Annotated in this window: 15 protein-coding genes; 11 read left to right on the top strand and 4 right to left on the bottom strand. The window is 69.4% G+C overall.

The features are described 5' to 3' along the window. Positions 1–48: 48 nt before the first annotated feature. The 6 genes from Q7X29_RS26040 to gatB all read left to right on the top strand — a co-directional run bounded on the left by Q7X29_RS26040 (position 49) and on the right by gatB (position 6,387). Complete coding sequence (locus Q7X29_RS26040) at positions 49–531, top strand: DUF1345 domain-containing protein (protein WP_316575643.1); 483 nt, start codon at positions 49–51, stop codon at positions 529–531. 37 nt (positions 532–568) lie between these two features. Further along, positions 569–1,378, top strand: a complete 810-nt coding sequence (gene fdhD, locus Q7X29_RS26035; protein ID WP_218719196.1) for a formate dehydrogenase accessory sulfurtransferase FdhD — start codon at positions 569–571, stop codon at positions 1,376–1,378. 107 nt (positions 1,379–1,485) lie between these two features. Continuing rightward, positions 1,486–2,376 carry a serine hydrolase gene (locus Q7X29_RS26030; protein WP_316575642.1) on the top strand — a complete coding sequence of 297 codons (891 nt, stop codon included), beginning with the start codon at positions 1,486–1,488 and terminating at the stop codon, positions 2,374–2,376. A 28-nt stretch (positions 2,377–2,404) separates the two neighbouring features. After that, positions 2,405–3,439: an ATP-dependent 6-phosphofructokinase gene (locus Q7X29_RS26025; protein WP_218719198.1), complete on the top strand. Its 1,035-nt coding sequence runs from the start codon at positions 2,405–2,407 to the stop codon at positions 3,437–3,439. A 47-nt stretch (positions 3,440–3,486) separates the two neighbouring features. After that, complete coding sequence (locus tag Q7X29_RS26020) at positions 3,487–4,860, top strand: alpha/beta hydrolase family protein (RefSeq protein WP_316575641.1); 1,374 nt, start codon at positions 3,487–3,489, stop codon at positions 4,858–4,860. A gap of 21 nt (positions 4,861–4,881) precedes the next feature. Next, positions 4,882–6,387: an Asp-tRNA(Asn)/Glu-tRNA(Gln) amidotransferase subunit GatB gene (gene gatB / locus Q7X29_RS26015; RefSeq protein WP_316575640.1), complete on the top strand. Its 1,506-nt coding sequence runs from the start codon at positions 4,882–4,884 to the stop codon at positions 6,385–6,387. Between the two features lie 52 nt (positions 6,388–6,439). Here the strand turns inward: gatB and Q7X29_RS26010 are convergent, their stop codons facing one another. After that, complete coding sequence (locus Q7X29_RS26010; RefSeq protein ID WP_316575639.1) at positions 6,440–7,564, bottom strand: PQQ-dependent sugar dehydrogenase; 1,125 nt, start codon at positions 7,562–7,564, stop codon at positions 6,440–6,442. Between the two features lie 171 nt (positions 7,565–7,735). Here Q7X29_RS26010 and Q7X29_RS26005 point away from each other — a divergent pair, with 171 nt between their 5' ends. Continuing rightward, on the top strand, positions 7,736–8,506 hold the full coding sequence (locus Q7X29_RS26005; protein ID WP_316575638.1) for a DoxX family protein: 771 nt from the start codon (positions 7,736–7,738) through the stop codon (positions 8,504–8,506). Here Q7X29_RS26005 and Q7X29_RS26000 read toward each other — a convergent pair. After that, on the bottom strand, positions 8,499–8,996 hold the full coding sequence (locus Q7X29_RS26000; RefSeq protein WP_316575637.1) for a MarR family winged helix-turn-helix transcriptional regulator: 498 nt from the start codon (positions 8,994–8,996) through the stop codon (positions 8,499–8,501). The genes Q7X29_RS26005 and Q7X29_RS26000 overlap by 8 nt on opposite strands. Positions 8,997–9,081: 85 nt before the next feature. On the opposite strand from Q7X29_RS26000, the gene Q7X29_RS25995 reads away from it, so the two are divergent. After that, positions 9,082–10,695 (top strand): DHA2 family efflux MFS transporter permease subunit, encoded by a 1,614-nt coding sequence (locus Q7X29_RS25995; RefSeq protein ID WP_316575636.1) that lies wholly within the window; start codon positions 9,082–9,084, stop codon positions 10,693–10,695. A gap of 115 nt (positions 10,696–10,810) precedes the next feature. On the opposite strand, the gene ilvD is transcribed toward Q7X29_RS25995, so the two are convergent. Next, on the bottom strand, positions 10,811–12,652 hold the full coding sequence (ilvD, locus tag Q7X29_RS25990) for a dihydroxy-acid dehydratase (RefSeq protein WP_316575635.1): 1,842 nt from the start codon (positions 12,650–12,652) through the stop codon (positions 10,811–10,813). A gap of 299 nt (positions 12,653–12,951) precedes the next feature. After that, positions 12,952–13,692, bottom strand: a complete 741-nt coding sequence (locus Q7X29_RS25985) for a PH domain-containing protein (RefSeq protein ID WP_308248538.1) — start codon at positions 13,690–13,692, stop codon at positions 12,952–12,954. Between the two features lie 346 nt (positions 13,693–14,038). Here Q7X29_RS25985 and Q7X29_RS25980 point away from each other — a divergent pair, with 346 nt between their 5' ends. Genes Q7X29_RS25980 through ilvC form a run of 3 tightly spaced genes read left to right on the top strand, consistent with a single transcriptional unit; the run spans position 14,039 to position 17,531 of the window. Further along, positions 14,039–15,979 (top strand): acetolactate synthase large subunit, encoded by a 1,941-nt coding sequence (locus tag Q7X29_RS25980; protein WP_316575634.1) that lies wholly within the window; start codon positions 14,039–14,041, stop codon positions 15,977–15,979. Continuing rightward, positions 15,976–16,479: an acetolactate synthase small subunit gene (gene ilvN / locus Q7X29_RS25975; protein ID WP_019048314.1), complete on the top strand. Its 504-nt coding sequence runs from the start codon at positions 15,976–15,978 to the stop codon at positions 16,477–16,479. Before Q7X29_RS25980 ends, ilvN begins: the two co-directional genes overlap by 4 nt. A 50-nt stretch (positions 16,480–16,529) precedes the next feature. Continuing rightward, the gene (ilvC, locus tag Q7X29_RS25970) at positions 16,530–17,531 is read left to right on the top strand and encodes a ketol-acid reductoisomerase (RefSeq protein ID WP_186817432.1); all 1,002 of its coding nucleotides are present in this window, start codon (positions 16,530–16,532) and stop codon (positions 17,529–17,531) included. Positions 17,532–17,561 lie beyond the last annotated feature (30 nt).

Raw genomic sequence — 17,561 nt, 5'->3', positions numbered from 1 at the left:
GATCGACATCGGCTATGAGTGTGCGCACCTTCGGTACTGTCGATCGATATGAGGAACCACCTGGTGGTGCCCGCAGTCAATCGCCTGGTCGGTTCGATCCTGATCGGGGCGCTGATCGGGGTCCTCGTCGGCCTCGGACTCGGGCGGGGCGTAGCGCTGGGTGGCCTGATCGGCATCGCGGCGATGGCCACGGTCTTCGTCGTCGCGGGCTGGCTGGTGCTGTGGCCGATGGACGCCGCGCAGACCAAGGCGAATGTGCGGCGCGAGGACTTCCAGCCGTTCGTCCAGGAGATCTCGGTGGTGTCCTCGGCGGCGGGCGGGATCGATTTCAACTCCGAGGAGCCGCCCTCGTACCGCGACTTCCTCTATTTCAGCTACAACCTCGGGATGACCTATCAGGTCTCCGACACCAATGTCACCAGTCCGGTGGTGCGGGCCATCGTGCTCCGGCACTGTCTGCTGTCCTACGCTTTCGGCACGGTCATCCTGGCGACGACGATCAATCTCGTCGTCGGCATCGCGACCGGCTGAGCGAACCCACCGCAACCCGACCGATGGGCACCTCCTGATGAGCAGAGTCACCGCACGGCGCAAGACGATCCGGCTGTCGCCGACCGGACGGATCCAGCGCCCGGACACCCTGGCGGTGGAGGAACCGCTCGAGATCCGCGTGGACGGGCAGTCACTCACCGTCACCATGCGCACCCCGGGCAACGACATCGACCTGGTGCACGGTTTCCTCTTCGGCGAGGACATCATCGGCTCGGCGGACGACATCGTCACCGCCCGCTACTGCGCGGGCACCGACGAGCAGGGCCGCAACACCTACAACGTGCTCGACCTGCGCCTGCGCACCCCGGTGCCGCTGCACACCCGCAACTTCCTCACCACCGGCGCGTGTGGCCTCTGCGGCAAGTCCGCGCTCGACGAGGTGCGCACGCACACCCGCTACCCGATCCCGCGCGACACCGCGACGGTGTCGACCGAGGTCCTGTCCGGCCTGCCCAAGCAGCTGCGCGCCGGTCAGAAGCTCTTCGACGCCACCGGCGGCCTGCACGCGGCGGGCCTGTTCAGCACCGACGGCACGTTGCTGGCGGTCCGCGAGGACATCGGCAGGCACAACGCCGTCGACAAGGTGATCGGCTGGGCGTTGCGGGAGAACCGGATTCCCGCGCCGGATCTGATCCTGGTGGTGAGCAGCCGCGCGTCCTTCGAACTGGCGCAGAAGGCGGTGATGGCCGGCATCCCGATCCTGGCCGCGGTGTCGGCGCCGAGCTCACTGGCCGTGGACCTGGCGGCCGAGTCGGAGCTGACGCTGGTGGGCTTCCTGCGCGGCGAGACGATGAATATCTACACGGGTGAACATCGTCTGACCTGAGCGTTTCACGGTCGAAGTGGGCGTTCGGCCATACTGCCCAGTACGGTGTCGGGACTGCTACCCCGGCATCGAAGCCCGGGGGGAGTTTAGAAACGAAGATGTTTTACATGATGACGAAAGATCGGCGCCCCGTCCGGATGGTGCTCACCGCGCTGCTCGGGGCCGTCGTGGTGCTCACCGGCGGATGCGGCATCGGATCCGAGCCCGCGACCCCGCCGCGCACGACGACGAGTATCGCCGCCATCGATCCCGGCGCGGGCGGCGCCGGCAACGTCTCGATCGCGGTGCCCGGCAGTCTGGCCGCCGACTTCAACGCAGTACAGCAGGGTTTCCGCGGCAGCGTGGGACTGGCGATCATGCCGGTGGGCGGGGACAAGATGGTCACCTTCGGCACCTGGACCTCGGGCCCGGCCTGGTCGACGATCAAGGTGCCGCTGGCCATCGCGGCGCTGCGCAACAACGCCTCCTACGTCACCACCGTGACCTCGGCCATCACCGCCTCCGACAACGGCGCCGCCGACACCCTGTGGCAGTCGCTGGGTTCCGGCGCCGCCGCGGCCACGGCCGTGGAGAACGTGCTGCGCGAGGGCGGCGACACCACGACCACGGTGCCCACCACCCGCACCAGGGCCGACGCGTCGGTCTACGGCCAGGCCGAATGGACGCTGGCCGAGCAGGTGCGCTTCGCCGCGCACCTGCCCTGCATTCCGCAGAGCCAGCGCGTGGTCGGGCTCATGCAGCAGATCATCCCGAGTCATCGCTGGGGACTGGGCGCCTTCGGCAGCGCCGAGTTCAAGGGCGGCTGGGGCCCGGACCCGTCCGGCAAATACCTGGTCCGCCAGTTCGGGCTCATCGATTCGCCCTCGGGCCGGATCGCGATCGCCTTCGCCGCGCAACCGGATTCGGGCTCCTTCAACGACGGCATGACCATGCTGGACAAGATGGCGACGCTGATCTCGGGTCATCTCGGCGAGCTCGCCGGAGGTCACTGCCCCTGATCGCCGCCGGTGCGGCAAGATGAACGCCATGCGCATCGGAGTCTTGACCGGAGGCGGAGACTGTCCAGGGCTGAACGCGGTGATCCGGGCTGTCGTCCGCACCGCGAACGGCCGCTACGGCGACTCGATCGTCGGGTTCGAGGACGGCTGGCGCGGCCTCCTAGAGGACCGCAAGATCCGCATCCACAACGACGACCGCACCGACCGGCTGCTCACCAAGGGCGGCACCATGCTCGGCACCGCGCGCACCAATCCGGATGTGCTGCGCGCCGGGCTCGGCCGGATCAAGCAGACCCTCGACGACAACGGCATCGAAGCCCTGATCCCGATCGGCGGCGAGGGCACGCTCACCGCCGCGAGCTGGCTCTCCGACGAGGGGGTGCCGGTGGTCGGCGTCCCCAAGACCATCGACAACGACATCGATTGCACCGACGTCACGTTCGGCCACGACACCGCCCTCTCGATCGCCACCGAGGCCATCGACCGTCTGCACACCACCGCCGAATCCCATCAGCGGGTGATGCTGGTGGAGGTGATGGGCAGGCACGCGGGCTGGATCGCGCTCAACTCCGGCATCGCGGCCGGCGCGCATCTGACCCTGGTGCCCGAGGAGCCCTTCGACGTGGCGCAGGTGTGCGCGATGATCAAGAGCCGTTTCCAGCGCGGGGACAAGCACTTCATCTGCGTGGTCGCCGAAGGCGCGCACCCCGCACCGGATTCCGGCTTCGCGCTGCGCGAGGGCGGTATCGACGAGTTCGGTCACGAGCGGTTCACCGGCGTCGCCCAGCAGCTCGGCTCGGAGATCGAGCGCCGGATCGGCAAGGAGGTCCGCACCACCGTGCTCGGCCACGTCCAGCGCGGTGGCAGCCCGACCCCCTACGACCGCATCCTGGCGACCCGCTTCGGCGTGCACGCCGCCGAAGCGGTACACGCCGGACACTTCGGGCAGATGGTCGCCCTGCACGGCACCACCATCGGGTTGGTTCCGCTGTCGGAGGCCACCAAGCAGCTCAAGCGGGTTCCGCCGGAACGACTCGGCGAGGCGCGGGCCTTCTTCGGCTGACCCGCAGCGGTCCTCGACTTTTCGGTGCGCGTCGGTACCGTTGCCGTATGCGCACCGGTCGAGTGATCGTTTCGGTACTGTTCGTCGTCGCCGCGCTGGTGACGGGCTGTTCCTCGGACGAGGACGCCGGACCCGCCGTCCAGGGGCCGTGGCACGGTGACATCGAGGTGCCGGGTGCGCCGATCGCGATCGGCGTGACCTTCGCCGAGAACGGTTCGGCCACCATCGACATCCCGGCACAGGGCGTGCGCGCCGCGGCGCTGAAGGACGTGCGCACCGAGCCGGACCGGGTCGAGTTCACGGTGCCCGACGCACCGGGCGACCCGGGTTTCCGCGGCAAGCTCGACGGCGAGCAGATCACCGGCGACTGGGTGCAGTCCGGCCAGACGGTGCCGCTGGTGCTGCGCCGCGGCCCGGTCGAGAGCGTGGCCAGGCCGCAGGACCCGAAACCGCCGTACCCGTACCGCAGCGAGGACGTCACCTATCGCAGCGGTGACATCACCATCGCGGGCACGCTCACCGAACCCGAAGGCAGCGGCCCGTTCCCGGCGATGCTGCTGATCACCGGCAGCGGACCGCAGGACCGCAACGAGGACCTGATGGGCCACCGCCCGTTCCTGCTGCTGGCCGACACCTTCACCCGCGCCGGCTACGCCGTGCTGCGCACCGACGACCGCGGCGTCGGCGGCACCGGCGGCAACCTCGACGACGCCACCTACCCCGACCTCGCCGCCGACGCGGCCGCGGGCGTCGCGTTCCTGCGCGCCCGGCCCGAGATCGATCCGGCGAAGGTCGGCCTGTTCGGGCACAGCGAGGGCGGCTACCTCGCCCCGCTCGTCGCCGCCCGGCCCGACAGCAACGTCGCGTTCGCGGTGCTCATGGCGGGCCCGGCGGTGGTCGGCGCCGACGTGCTGATCGAGCAGAACAAGGTGATCATGGCCGGCGCGGGCGCGCCGCAGAACGAGATCGACGCGCAGGTCGACTACGTCACCCGGTGGTCGGCCCTGCTGCGCGCGGGCGATACGGCCGGCGCCGCGGCCTACGCCCAGCAGCACAACGATTCGCTGCCGCCCGAGCAGCGCGCGCCCCAGGCGACCCTCGACTCGTTCAACACCCCGTACATGGCCTCGTTCATCACCTACGACCCGAAGCCCGCGCTGGAGGCCCTGCGGGTGCCGGTGCTGGCCTTCTTCGGCGACAAGGACCAGCAGGTGCTCGCCACGCAGAACGAGCCGCCGATGCGGGCGAACCTGGCGGGCGACCCCGACGCCACCGTGCACACCTTTCCCGGCCTCAACCACCTGATGCAGCCCACCGACACGGGCAAACCCAGCGAATATTCCACCATCGAGACCACCATCGACCCGGCGGTGCTCACCTACGTCACCGACTGGCTCACCCAGCGCGTCCCGCCCCGCTAGAGCTTCCTAAGATAGACAGTTATGAGCGCACCCACGGTCGAGTTGATGGACTACGCCGATGTCATCTCCCGGTACGAGCCGGTGCTCGGCATGGAGGTCCACGTCGAGTTGTCCACGGCGACCAAGATGTTCTGCGGTTGCCCCACCGAGTTCGGCGCCGAACCCAATACCCAGGTGTGCCCGGTCTGCCTCGGCCTGCCCGGCTCGCTGCCGGTGGTCAACGAGAAGGCCGTCGAGTCGGCCATCCGGATCGGTCTCGCGCTGAACTGTTCGATCACCCCGTGGGGCCGGTTCGCGCGCAAGAACTACTTCTACCCGGATCAGCCGAAGAACTACCAGATCAGCCAGTACGACGAGCCGATCGCCACCGACGGCTTCCTCGATGTCGTGCTCGACGACGGGTCCACCTTCCGGGTCGACATCGAGCGCGCCCACATGGAGGAGGACACCGGCAAGTCGCTGCACGTGGGCGGCGCGACCGGTCGAATCCACGGCGCCAGTCACTCGCTGCTCGACTTCAACCGCGCGGGCGTGCCGCTGATCGAGATCGTCACCAAGCCGATCACCGGTGCCGGTGAGCGCGCGCCCGAGGTCGCCCGCGCCTACGTCACCGCGCTGCGCGAGGTGCTGCGCTCGCTGAACGTCTCCGACGTGAAGATGGAGCAGGGCTCGCTGCGCTGCGACGCCAACGTGTCGCTGATGCCGGTGGGCGCGAAGGAATTCGGCACCCGCACCGAGACCAAGAACGTGAACTCGCTCAAGAGCGTCGAGGTCGCGGTGCGCTACGAGATGCGCCGGCAGGCGGCCGTGCTCACCGGCGGCGGCGAGATCGTCCAGGAGACCCGGCACTTCAACGAGGCCGACGGCTCCACGTCCGCGGGTCGCCGCAAGGAGACCGCCGAGGACTACCGCTACTTCCCGGAGCCGGACCTCGAGCCCGTCGCCCCGGCCGCCGAGTGGGTCGAACAACTGCGCGCCACCATTCCGGAGTACCCGTGGCTGGTACGCGCCCGGATCCAGGCCGACTGGGGCCTGTCCGACGAGGTCATGCGCGACCTCGTCAACGCGGGCGCGCTCGACCTGATCATCGCCACCGTCGAGGCGGGCGCCCCCGCGAACGAGGCGCGCTCGTGGTGGGTCGCCTATCTGACCGAGAAGGCCAAGGAGCGCGAGGTCGCCCTGGCCGAGCTGCCGATCACCCCGGCGCAGGTGGCGGCAGTGATCGCGCTGGTCGAGGCCAAGACCGTCAACAACAAGGTCGCCAAGCAGGTCGTCGACTTCGTCCTCGCGGGCGAGGGCGAGCCCGCCGCGATCGTCGAGGCCAAGGGCCTGGGCATGGTCAGCGACGACTCCGCCCTGCAGGTCGAGGTCGAGAAGGCGCTGGCCGCCAACCCCGATATCGCCGAGAAGATCCGCGCCGGCAAGGTCCAGGCGGCGGGCAAGATCGTCGGTGACGTGATGAAGGCCACCCGCGGCCAGGCCGACGCGGCCAAGGTCCGCGAGCTGGTCCTCGCCGCCTGCGCGTAGACGCTCGACAACCACCGCCCCCCACCGGATTCCGGTGGGGGGCGGTGGTGTTCTAGTCGGGGCCGCCTGCCCCGCCCTGCGGCGGCGGGATGCGCACGACGCGATCGTCGAACTCGCCCGGCGTGCCGTCGGCCTTGTTGGTCGTGGTCACCCAGACGCTGCCGTCGGGCGAGGCCGTCGCGCCGAGGAGCTTGCCGTACTTGTCCTGGGCGATCAGGGCGGGCGCGGTGGTGACGGCGAAGGTATTGGGGTCGGCGGCCACGGCGGCCAGCGCCTTGCCCTCGCCCAGGGCCACGGCGACACCGTCACCGGTGGCCGTGCAACCACCGACGCCGGGTCGATCGGGCCAGGTCCACGAGACGGTCAGGGTGCCGTCGGTGCCCAGATGCTGGAGCCGGTCCTCGGCGGCGGTGCGGTCGGTGACCCACATGCCGTCCTTGCCGTCGCGGCAGATGTCGCCCGCCGTGCCGATGCCCGAGGCCACCACCTGCGGCGTGTTCACCCCCGAGGACGGCGACTCCAGGCGCAGCACCTTCCCGCCGAGCGAGCCGGGATCGGCTGCCGCGCCGGGGTTGCCCGCGTCGCCGGTGAGGACGAGCAGCTGGGTGGGCGTCGCCCAGTCGATGGCGCCGCGATTCCCGCTGGCGCCCTTCGGGATTCCGGTCAGGATCTCCTTGGGCGCCCCGCCGTTGCGGGACAGCCGGACCACCCGGTTGTCGCTGCCGGTGGTGATGTAGGCGTACATCAGCCCGTCCTCGCCGAAGGTGGGCGAGAGCACGATGTCGGAGATGCCGCCGTCGCCGGAACCGTCGACCGGCACGCGCGCGACCTCGACCGCCGGCTCCTGCGGCGTGCTCGCGTCGACCGGGGTCACCTGCAGGATGCGGCCGGTCCGCCGCTCCGCCACCAGCGCACCGTCGCCGACCGGGATCAGCCCGGCGGCCGAATCCAGGCAGGTGGCGATGACATTCGGGTCGGGATCGATGCACGGGCCGGTCGGCCGCGGTACCTGGGAGGGCGACTCCTGCGGCTTCTTCGGCTCGACATTGGACCCACCCAGCGACGGCTCGGTGGTGAACGGGCTCGACGCCGACTCGTCGAATCGGGCGCACCCGGCGACCAAGACGGTGCCCAGTGCCAACCCGATCGCCACGCGGCCCGCGAATACCGAACTCATGGCACAGACGTTACCGGCAGCCGAGTGGGGCTGACACGCCTGTTCCGGGGAAGACCGGCACACCGACTCGGCACGTCATAGGGTGAGGCGGTGACCGACAAGTCGAATGACACGCCGAACGCCGATGGGCCGGCGCCGACCGGACCGCCCGCGTCGTCGTCGGGTCGCCCGGTGACCAGCCCGTACGATTCGCCCACCACGCAGATGCCGAAACCGGATCTGCACAAGGACATTCCGCGCACCGACGAGGACCTCGGCCTCGACCCCGGTGACGAGGTGCCCAGCGCCGGTGCCGCACAGGCCGCCGGTGGGGGCGACGACGGGTACGGCTACGCGTCGATCCCGCCCGCGGCGGCTGCCACGGCGGGCGCGGTCCGGCTGCAGCGCCGCAATCGCGAGCCCCGCCGCGGCACCCTGGACCTGGGTCTGTTCGTGCTGCGCCTGGTGGTCGGCTACACCTTCATCTACCACGGGCTGCAGAAGCTCACCGGCTGGTTCCACGGCCCCGGCCTCGACGGCACCAAGGCGATGATGGAGGGCGGCGGCTGGGATTATCCGTCGCTGTCGACGGCCCTGGTGATCGCCGGCGAACTCGGTGGCGGCATCCTGCTCGTCCTCGGTCTGGCCACCCCGCTCGCCGGTGGTGCCGTGCTGGCGACGATCCTCACCGCGTGGATGTGGAAGCAGGGCATGATCCCTGGCTTCCAGTACAACGCGGGGACCCCCACCGGCGTCGAACTCGACAGCGTGCTGGCCGGCGCGGCGCTGGCGATCATCCTCACCGGCCCCGGCCGCTGGTCCTTCGACCGTGCCCGCGGCTGGGCGACTCGCCCGGCCTACGGCTCCTTCACCGTCGTCGTGCTCGCCATCGCCGCCGCGATCGCCACCTACGTGTTCCTCCACGGCGGCAATCCGTTGAAGGGCATCGGCCCGTTCAACTGAGTCCGGACGGCTGCGGCGGTGTGGGTTCGGCCAGGTGGGCGGTCATGGTGATCCGCACATCGGCCAGGAATTCCTCGAACCGCCGCAGCTCGGTGGGGGAGTATCGCCCCATGACCGTCTCCTCCATCTTCACCCCGAGGGGTCCGAAGAAGTCGTCGGCCAGGTCGTGAATGCGCGGGGTGCTGCGCAGGGTGACGATGCGCCGGTCGTCGTGCTCGCGGCTGCGGACGATGTGACCGGCCTTCTCGAGCCGGTTCAGCAGCGCGGTGGTCGCGCTGTTGGACAACGAGATCCGCTCGCTGAGCCGCGCGGGTGACAGGGTCGCGCCGCGTTCCTCCGCGGTGAGGATCTCGATCAGCGCCTCGGCATCGGTGGAGTGCAGCCCGAGCCAGGCCGCGAATCGATGGGTGAATTCGCGGTAGTTCGCGCCGTAGGCGCGCATGCCCTCGTGGATCCGTTGATACTGCGCGCCAGCGTCCGACCGGGTCATAGGTTCCTTTCGCATCGGTTGACATCCTATTGCCCGCAATCTACTTTGACCATGGAAATATTCCACCATGGAAATAGGAGATGCGATGAGTCAAGAGTCGTCCATCCGCCGATGGCTCGGCTTGATCGCCATCGCCCTCGGTGTCGCGCTGATCGTGGTCGACACCACGATCGTCAACGTGATCATCCCGTCGATCATCGAGGATCTGGCGACGGGTTCGACCGAGGCGCAATGGATTCAGGAGTCGTACGCGATCGTGTTCGCGGCGCTGCTGCTGATGGTCGGCCGGATCGCCGACATCGTCGGGGCGCGCAGAGTGTTCGTCGCCGGTGTCGTCGTCTTCGGCGCGACCAGCGTCCTGGCCGGGCTCGCCCCCGGCGGCGGACTGCTGATCGTCGCCCGGTTCCTGCAGGGCGCCGGCGCCGCGATGATCCTGCCGACCTCGCTGGCGCTGCTCAACGCCACCTTCACCGGGAAGGCGCGTGGTCAGGCGTTCGCGGTGTGGGGTTCGACGATCGGCGCCGCCGCGGCGCTCGGCCCGCTGCTCGGCGGCTGGCTGGCCGAACACGTGTCGTGGCGCTGGGCGTTCGGGATCAACGTGCCACTGGCGGTGCTGATCGTGATCGGTGTGCTGGCGTGCATCGCGCCCTCGCCGAAGGTCGCGGGACGACTCGATGTGCTCGGCGCGATCCTGTCGGTGCTCGGTCTCGGGCTGCTCGCCTTCGGACTGGTCGAAGGCCGCACCTACGGCTGGATCAGCACGGTGCATCCGCTGGGGATCGGCGGACTCACCTGGGGCAGTGGGCCGTCGCCGGTGCTGGTCGCCCTGGTGCTGAGCGCGCTCGCGCTGGCCGGTTTCGTGGTGCGCCAGGTGCTGCTGCGCCGCGGTCCCGACGCCGACAAGGCGCTGATGGATCTGAGCCTGTTCCGGCTGGCCTCGTTCCGCAACGGCAATATCGCCACGCTGATCATCGGGCTCGGCGAGTTCGGCATCGTCGCGGTGCTGCCGCTGTGGCTGCAGTTCACCCTCGGCTACAGCGCCGTGCAGTCCGGGCTGGCGCTGGTGCCGATCGCCATCGGCAGCTTCATCGCCAGCGGTGCCAGCTTCGGGATGGCGGGCAAGGCGTCACCGCTGAACATGGTGCGGCTCGGTCTCGCCCTCGAAGTCGTCGGCCTGGCGGCGCTGGCCTTCTTCGCCGCCACCGACAGTTCCTGGTGGGCGCTGTCGCTGATCCTGTGCGTGTACGGCATCGGTGTCGGATTCGCCACGGCCCAGGTCACCAATGTGGTGCTGGCCGAGATCCCCGAGAACGACAACGGCCAGGCCTCCGGCATCCAGAGTGCCTTCCGTCAGCTCGGTTCCGCGCTCGGCATCGCGGTGCTCACCACGGTCTTCTTCACCACGCTGAGCTCGCAGGTCGACGACGACCTCACCGCCGCCGGCCTGCCCCCGGCGCAGGCGCGGCAGTACGCGCACGCCGTCACCAGCAGCGCGGGCGCGGCGATCGAAGGCTTCGCCGCCCAGCCGGAGACCCGCGAGGTCGCCGAGACCGGCCGCACGGCGATGACCGACGGCATCACCCTGGGCGGCTACCTGGCCGCGGGCTTCGTCCTGCTCGGGTTGATCGCCACCGCGCTCATCCCGTCCCGCACGGACGACGAGTCGTCCACGCCGACAACACAACCCGCGCTCGTGTAAGCGCGGAACCGCTGATTCGGTGAGGGTCCGGGTAACTCACCGAGTCGAGCTGACCGAGCAGTGCGCCGCCGGTCGCGAAACGCGACCGGCGGCGCACTGCTCGCGGGTAAGGCGATTACGGCACCTTGCGGACGGCACCCTTGTCGGCCGAGGTGGCCAGCGCCGCGTAGGCGCGCAGGGCCGTCGTCACCGGACGGACGCGGTCCACCGGCTGCCACGGCCGCTCCGAGGCCTCCATCTTGGCGCGGCGCTCGGCCAGCACCTCGTCGGAGACCAGGACCTCGAGCGCGCGGGTGTGCACGTCGACGCGGATGCGGTCACCGTTCTCGATCAGGCCGATCACGCCACCCTGGGCGGCCTCGGGGGAGATGTGGCCGATCGACAGGCCCGAGGTGCCGCCGGAGAAGCGGCCGTCGGTGATCAGCGCGCACACCTTGCCCAGGCCCGCGCCCTTCAGGAAGGCGGTGGGGTGCAGCATCTCCTGCATGCCGGGGCCGCCGGAGGGGCCCTCGTAGCGGACGACGATCACATCGCCGGCCTGGATCTTCTTGCCCAGGATCATCGAGACCGCTTCCTCCTGGGACTCGACCACCACGGCCGGTCCCTCGAAGGTGAACAGCTCCTCGTCGATGCCCGCGGTCTTGAGGATCGCGCCGTCCGGGGCGATGTTGCCGCGCAGCACGCACAGCCCGCCCTCGACGGTGTAGGCGTGCTCGATGTCACGGATGCAGCCGCCCGCGGCGTCGGTGTCCAGCGAGGACCAGCGGTTGCTGGTGGAGAACGGCTCGACGGTGCGCACGCCACCGGGCGCGGCGTGGAACAGCTCGATCGCTTCCTCGGAAGCCTTGCCCGAGCGGATATCCCAGGTGTCGAGGAATTCCTCGTAGTCGGCGGTGTGCACGGTGGTCACGTCGGTCTCGAGCAGCCCACCGCGACGCAGTTCGCCGAGGATGGCGGGGATGCCGCCGGCGCGGTGCACGTCCTCCATGTGGTAGTCCGAGTTCGGCGAGACCTTCGACAGGCACGGCACCCGGCGGCTGATCTCGTCGATGGTGCTCAGATCGAAGTCGATCTCGCCCTCCTGCGCGGCGGCGAGGGTGTGCAGCACGGTGTTGGTGGAACCGCCCATGGCGACGTCGAGGGCCATCGCGTTGCGGAAGGCCTTGGCGTTGGCGATATTGCGGGGCAGGACCGAGGCGTCGTCGTCCTGGTACCAGCGCTTGGCGATGTCGACGATGACGGTGCCCGCCCGCTCGAACAGCGCGCGGCGCGCCGAGTGCGTGGCCAGCGTGGAGCCGTTGCCCGGCAGGGCCAGGCCCAGCGCCTCGGTGAGGCAGTTCATCGAGTTGGCGGTGAACATGCCCGAACACGAACCGCAGGTCGGGCAGGCCGAGCGCTCGACCTCGTCGAGGCCCTCCTCGGAGACGGCCTGGCTGGCGCTCGCCGAGATGGCGCTGACCAGGTCCAGCGGCGCGTGCGCGACACCGTCGACGACCACCGCCTTGCCCGCCTCCATCGGGCCGCCGGAGACGAACACGGCCGGGATGTTGAGCCGCATGGCGGCGTTGAGCATGCCGGGAGTGATCTTGTCGCAGTTGGAGATACACACGAGCGCGTCGGCGGTGTGCGCATTGGCCATGTACTCGACCGAGTCGGCGATGATCTCGCGCGAGGGCAGCGAGTACAGCATGCCGCCGTGGCCCATGGCGATGCCGTCGTCGACGGCGATGGTGTGGAACTCGCGCGGCACGCCGCCCGCGGCGCGCACGGCCTCGGCGACGATGTCGCCCATGTTCTTGAGGTGCACATGGCCGGGAACGAATTGGGTGTAGGAGTTCGCGATCGCGATGATCGGCTTACCGAAATCGGAGTCGGTCATGCCGGTGGCGCGCCAGAGCGAGCGGGCGCCCGCGGCATTGCGGCCGATGGTGGTGGTGCGTGAGCGAAGCGGTGGCATGGGGGAGTCCTCGTAGTGTCGCTGGGTGCGTCCAAGCGTGCGCGCAGGGGGCTGACCTGCGCCGCACAAGGCGAGTGCGCGGTGCGTCCGGCAAGCCTGCACGTTACTCCGGCGCGCGGTGGTCGCGTCGCGCCGGTGGTGGGTGCGGGTGGGTGCCGGAACCGGGCTCGAGGCGGGAGTGTCGCTCCGGAAGGTGTCGCCGCGGTGGTGCCGTCGGCGCGGGGTGCCCGGGTGCCGTCAGCGTACCCCTGCAACCGCAGGCGGCGCCGTGCCGATTCCCACAGTGACGGAGCCGACCCTCACTCCGCGGTGCCGGGCTCCTCGGCTTCGGACTGCTCGGCCTTCTTCGCCTCGGCCGCCCGCTCGGCGGCGACGCGCTCGGCCTCGGCCTGCTCGGCGGCGGCGAACACATCGGGCAGGCGGCCACCGGAGGCGTCGATCAGTTCACGCAACCGGTCGTAGCCCACCGCGGGCAGCCGGACCTCGGAGTCGTCGGCCAGCCGTGCCTTCACCGCGCCACGCTTGGGAATGCTGATGCCCTTGACCTGTGCCCAGTCGAGGTGCTTCGTGCCGACCATCGTGCTCAGGTCCAGGCCCGCGTCGGAGATCGTGGTGTGCGTCCGCACGACCCACCAGATCGCCACGAGCGGGAGCAGCAGCAGCCACCACAGTCCCGCCGGCCAGCCGACGAACGGGAAGAACACGCAGAACGCGAGCACCAGCACGCCGATGTAGGCCAGGCGCGGCACCCCGATGACGTGCACGCCCGGCGTGGGCGTGGTCGACCTGCGCGGCACCAGCAGCCAGACGACGACCGCGGTGGGCACGATCAGCCCGATCCGCAGGCCCAGCGACCAGTCCTGCACGGTGCCGACGACGACGAAGATCAGGTACGCGAGCACCACCGCGGCGATGGCCGCGAGCCTGCCCGGGCTCGCCGAGCGCAGGCCGCCGGGTCGCGAGGAGCGACCCGTATCGGTTCCCTCGGCGGCGGTGTGGGACGATTTAGCCGGTGGCACGGACTGATGCGGTGATGACACCCTCCTATCCTCGCATCCTGGTACACGGACCCACGCAACCACTCACGTCCCACATAATGGGACGCAGAGAGTAGTCTGTTTGACTCTTCGGCTCACGCGCGCCTAACGTCGTGCTCGTGAATCGAACCGAGTTGCTCGTAATCGGCCGGCGCGTCCAGCGTTGAGCCTGACTGCCTGAGTCGAATACGTCAGCTCGCGTTGCGACGCGCCACCCTCGAACAGCCATGGCTGGTCGGGGGCTTTTTTGTGTTCGGGCATTACCCGACGCGGCGGGTCGCAAGGCACCGCGTGTCAGGCACACCAAGTGTTGTCCGGGGTCAGAACGACAAAGTTAGGAACGAAGACGGTGAGTGCACCAACCGCACGGCCCGGGCCATCGGCCCGCAGGTCAGCGCCTTCAGCGGGACAGTCGAACCAGACTGGTAACCCGGCGACCAACCCCACCCGCCGCCAGGTCGCGCCCGAGCGCGTCACCGGCGCGCAGTCGGTGGTCCGGTCCCTCGAAGAGCTCGACGTCGACACCGTATTCGGCATTCCCGGCGGCGCGGTCCTGCCCGTCTACGACCCGCTGTTCGATTCCACCAAGGTCCGCCACGTCCTGGTGCGTCACGAGCAGGGCGCCGGTCACGCGGCGACCGGCTACGCGCAGTCCTCGGGCAAGGTCGGTGTGTGTATGGCCACATCGGGCCCCGGCGCCACCAACCTGGTGACCCCGCTGGCCGATGCCCAGATGGACTCGGTCCCGATCGTGGCGATCACCGGTCAGGTGCCGTCGAGCCTGGTCGGCACCGACGCGTTCCAGGAAGCCGACATCTCCGGCATCACCATGCCGATCACCAAGCACAACTTCCTGGTCAAGGACCCGATCGACATCCCGCGCATCCTGGCCGAGGCGTTCTACCTCGCCGCCTCGGGCCGTCCCGGCGCCGTCCTGGTCGACATCACCAAGGACGCTCTGCAGGCCCAGACCACGTTCTCGTGGCCGCCGGAGATGCGGCTGCCCGGCTACCGTCCGGTCACCAAGCCGCACGGCAAGCAGGTGCGCGAGGCCGCCAGGATGATCCTGGAGTCCAAGTCGCCGGTGCTCTATGTCGGTGGCGGTGTCATCAAGTCCGACGCCTCGGCCGAGCTGCTGGAGCTGGCCGAGCTGACCGGCATCCCGGTGGTCACCACTCTGATGGCGCGGGGCGCGTTCCCCGACAGCCACACCCTGAACATGGGCATGCCCGGCATGCACGGCACCGTCGGCGCCGTGGCCGCGCTGCAGAAGTCGGACCTGCTGATCACCCTCGGCGCCCGCTTCGACGACCGCGTCACCGGTCAGCTGGACTCCTTCGCCCCCGACGCGAAGGTCATCCACGCCGACATCGACCCGGCCGAGATCGGCAAGAACCGCCACGCCGACGTCCCGATCGTGGGCGACGCGCGTGAGGTCATCGTCGAGCTGATCGAGACCCTCAAGGCCGATCCGCAGTCCGGCGCCGCCCCGCTGCTGAACCTGACCGAGTGGTGGGCCTACCTCAGCGGGATCCGCGACAACTACCCGCTGGGCTGGAAGACGCCCAGCGACGGTTCGCTCTCGCCGGAGTTCGTCATCGAGACGCTGGGCCGGCTGGCCGGTCCCGACGCCGTGTACTGCGCGGGCGTCGGTCAGCACCAGATGTGGGCCGCGCAGTTCATCAAGTACGAGAAGCCGCGCACCTGGCTGAACTCCGGTGGCCTCGGCACCATGGGCTACGCGGTTCCCGCGGCCATGGGCGCCAAGATGGGCACCCCGGAGAAGGAGGTCTGGGCGGTCGACGGTGACGGCTGCTTCCAGATGACCAACCAGGAGCTGGCCACCTGTGCCGTCGAGGGCGTGCCGATCAAGGTCGCGCTGATCAACAACGGCAACCTCGGCATGGTCCGCCAGTGGCAGACCCTGTTCTACGAGCAGCGCTACTCCAACACCGATCTCGGCACGCACACCCTGCGCATCCCCGACTTCGTGAAGCTGGCCGAGGCCCTGGGCTGCGTCGGCATCCGGGTGGAGAAGGAAGAGGATGTCGAGGCCGCGATCCGGCAGGCGCAGGCGATCAACGACCGCCCGGTCGTGATCGATTTCATCGTCGGCAAGGACGCCCAGGTGTGGCCGATGGTCGCCGCGGGCACCAGCAACGACGAGATCATGTTCGCCCGCGGCATCCGCCCGCTCTTCGACGAGGACGAGCAGGTCTCCGAGCCCGCCGTCATCCACGAGGCGATGGAGCGCGAGCAGGCGGCCTTCGAGAAGGGTTCCCAGGAATGAGCACCACCCACACCCTGAGCGTTCTCGTCGAGGACAAGCCGGGCGTGCTGGCGCGTGTCGCGAGCCTGTTCTCGCGCCGCGGCTTCAATATCGAGTCGCTGGCGGTCGGCGGCACCGAGATCCCCGAGATCTCGCGCATGACGATCGTCGTGACCGTCGACGATCTGCCGCTCGAGCAGGTCACCAAGCAGCTCAACAAGCTGATCAACGTCATCAAGATCGTGGAGCAGGACGCCGACGCCTCGGTGGCCCGCGAACTGATCCTGGTGAAGGTGCGGGCCGACGCGTCGGTGCGCACCCAGGTGATCGAAGCCGTGCAGTTGTTCCGCGCCAAGGTGATCGACGTCTCGCCCGACGCGCTGACCATCGAGGCCACCGGCACCCGGTCCAAGCTGGATGCCCTGCTGCGCATGGTCGAGCCCTACGGCATTCGCGAGATCGTGCAGTCGGGCGTGGTCGCAGTCGGACGCGGTCCGAAGTCGATCACGGCCACCCGCTAACTTTTACCCACCAGAAATTATCCAGAAGGGACTCCACAGTGGCAGTCGAGATGTTCTACGACGACGACGCTGACCTGTCGATCATCCAGGGCCGCAAGGTCGCCGTGATCGGCTACGGCAGCCAGGGCCACGCGCACTCGCTGAGCCTGCGCGACTCCGGTGTCGACGTCCGCGTCGGCCTCGCTGAGGGTTCGAAGTCGCGGCCGAAGGCCGAAGAGGCCGGTCTGACCGTCGGCACCCCCGCCGAGGTCTCCGAGTGGGCCGACGTGATCATGGTGCTGGCGCCCGACACCGCCCAGGCGTCGATCTTCACCAACGACATCGAGCCGAACCTGAAGGACGGCGACGCGCTGTTCTTCGGCCACGGCCTCAACATCCACTTCGGTCTGATCAAGGCTCCGGCCAACGTCACCGTCGCGATGGTCGCCCCGAAGGGCCCCGGCCACCTGGTGCGCCGTCAGTTCGCCGACGGCAAGGGCGTTCCGGCCCTGATCGCCGTCGACCAGGACCCGACCGGCGAGGGCCAGGCGCTGGCGCTGTCCTACGCCAAGGGCATCGGCGGCACCCGCGCCGGCGTCATCAAGACCACCTTCAAGGAAGAGACCGAGACCGACCTGTTCGGTGAGCAGGCCGTCCTCTGTGGTGGCACCGAGGAGCTGGTCAAGACCGGTTTCGAGGTCATGGTCGAGGCGGGCTACGCCCCCGAGATGGCCTACTTCGAGGTCCTGCACGAGCTGAAGCTGATCGTCGACCTCATGTACGAGGGCGGCATCGCGCGCATGAACTACTCGGTGTCCGACACCGCGGAGTTCGGTGGCTACCTGTCCGGTCCGCGCGTCATCGACGCCGACACCAAGGAGCGCATGAAGGCGATCCTCAAGGACATCCAGGACGGCACCTTCGTCAAGCGCCTCGTCGCCAACGTCGAGGGCGGCAACAAGGAGCTCGAGGGTCTGCGCAAGGAGAACGCCGAGCACCCGATCGAGGTCACCGGCGCCAAGCTGCGCGGCCTGATGAGCTGGGTCGATCGCCCGATCACCGAGACCGCGTAAGTTCTCGCTGTTCGCTGTCGAAGGGCCCGT

This window comes from Nocardia canadensis, from assembly GCF_032656385.1.
GTDB classification, from domain to species: Bacteria; Actinomycetota; Actinomycetes; order Mycobacteriales; family Mycobacteriaceae; genus Nocardia; species Nocardia canadensis.
This window is presented reverse-complemented; position numbering and strand designations above follow the sequence as displayed.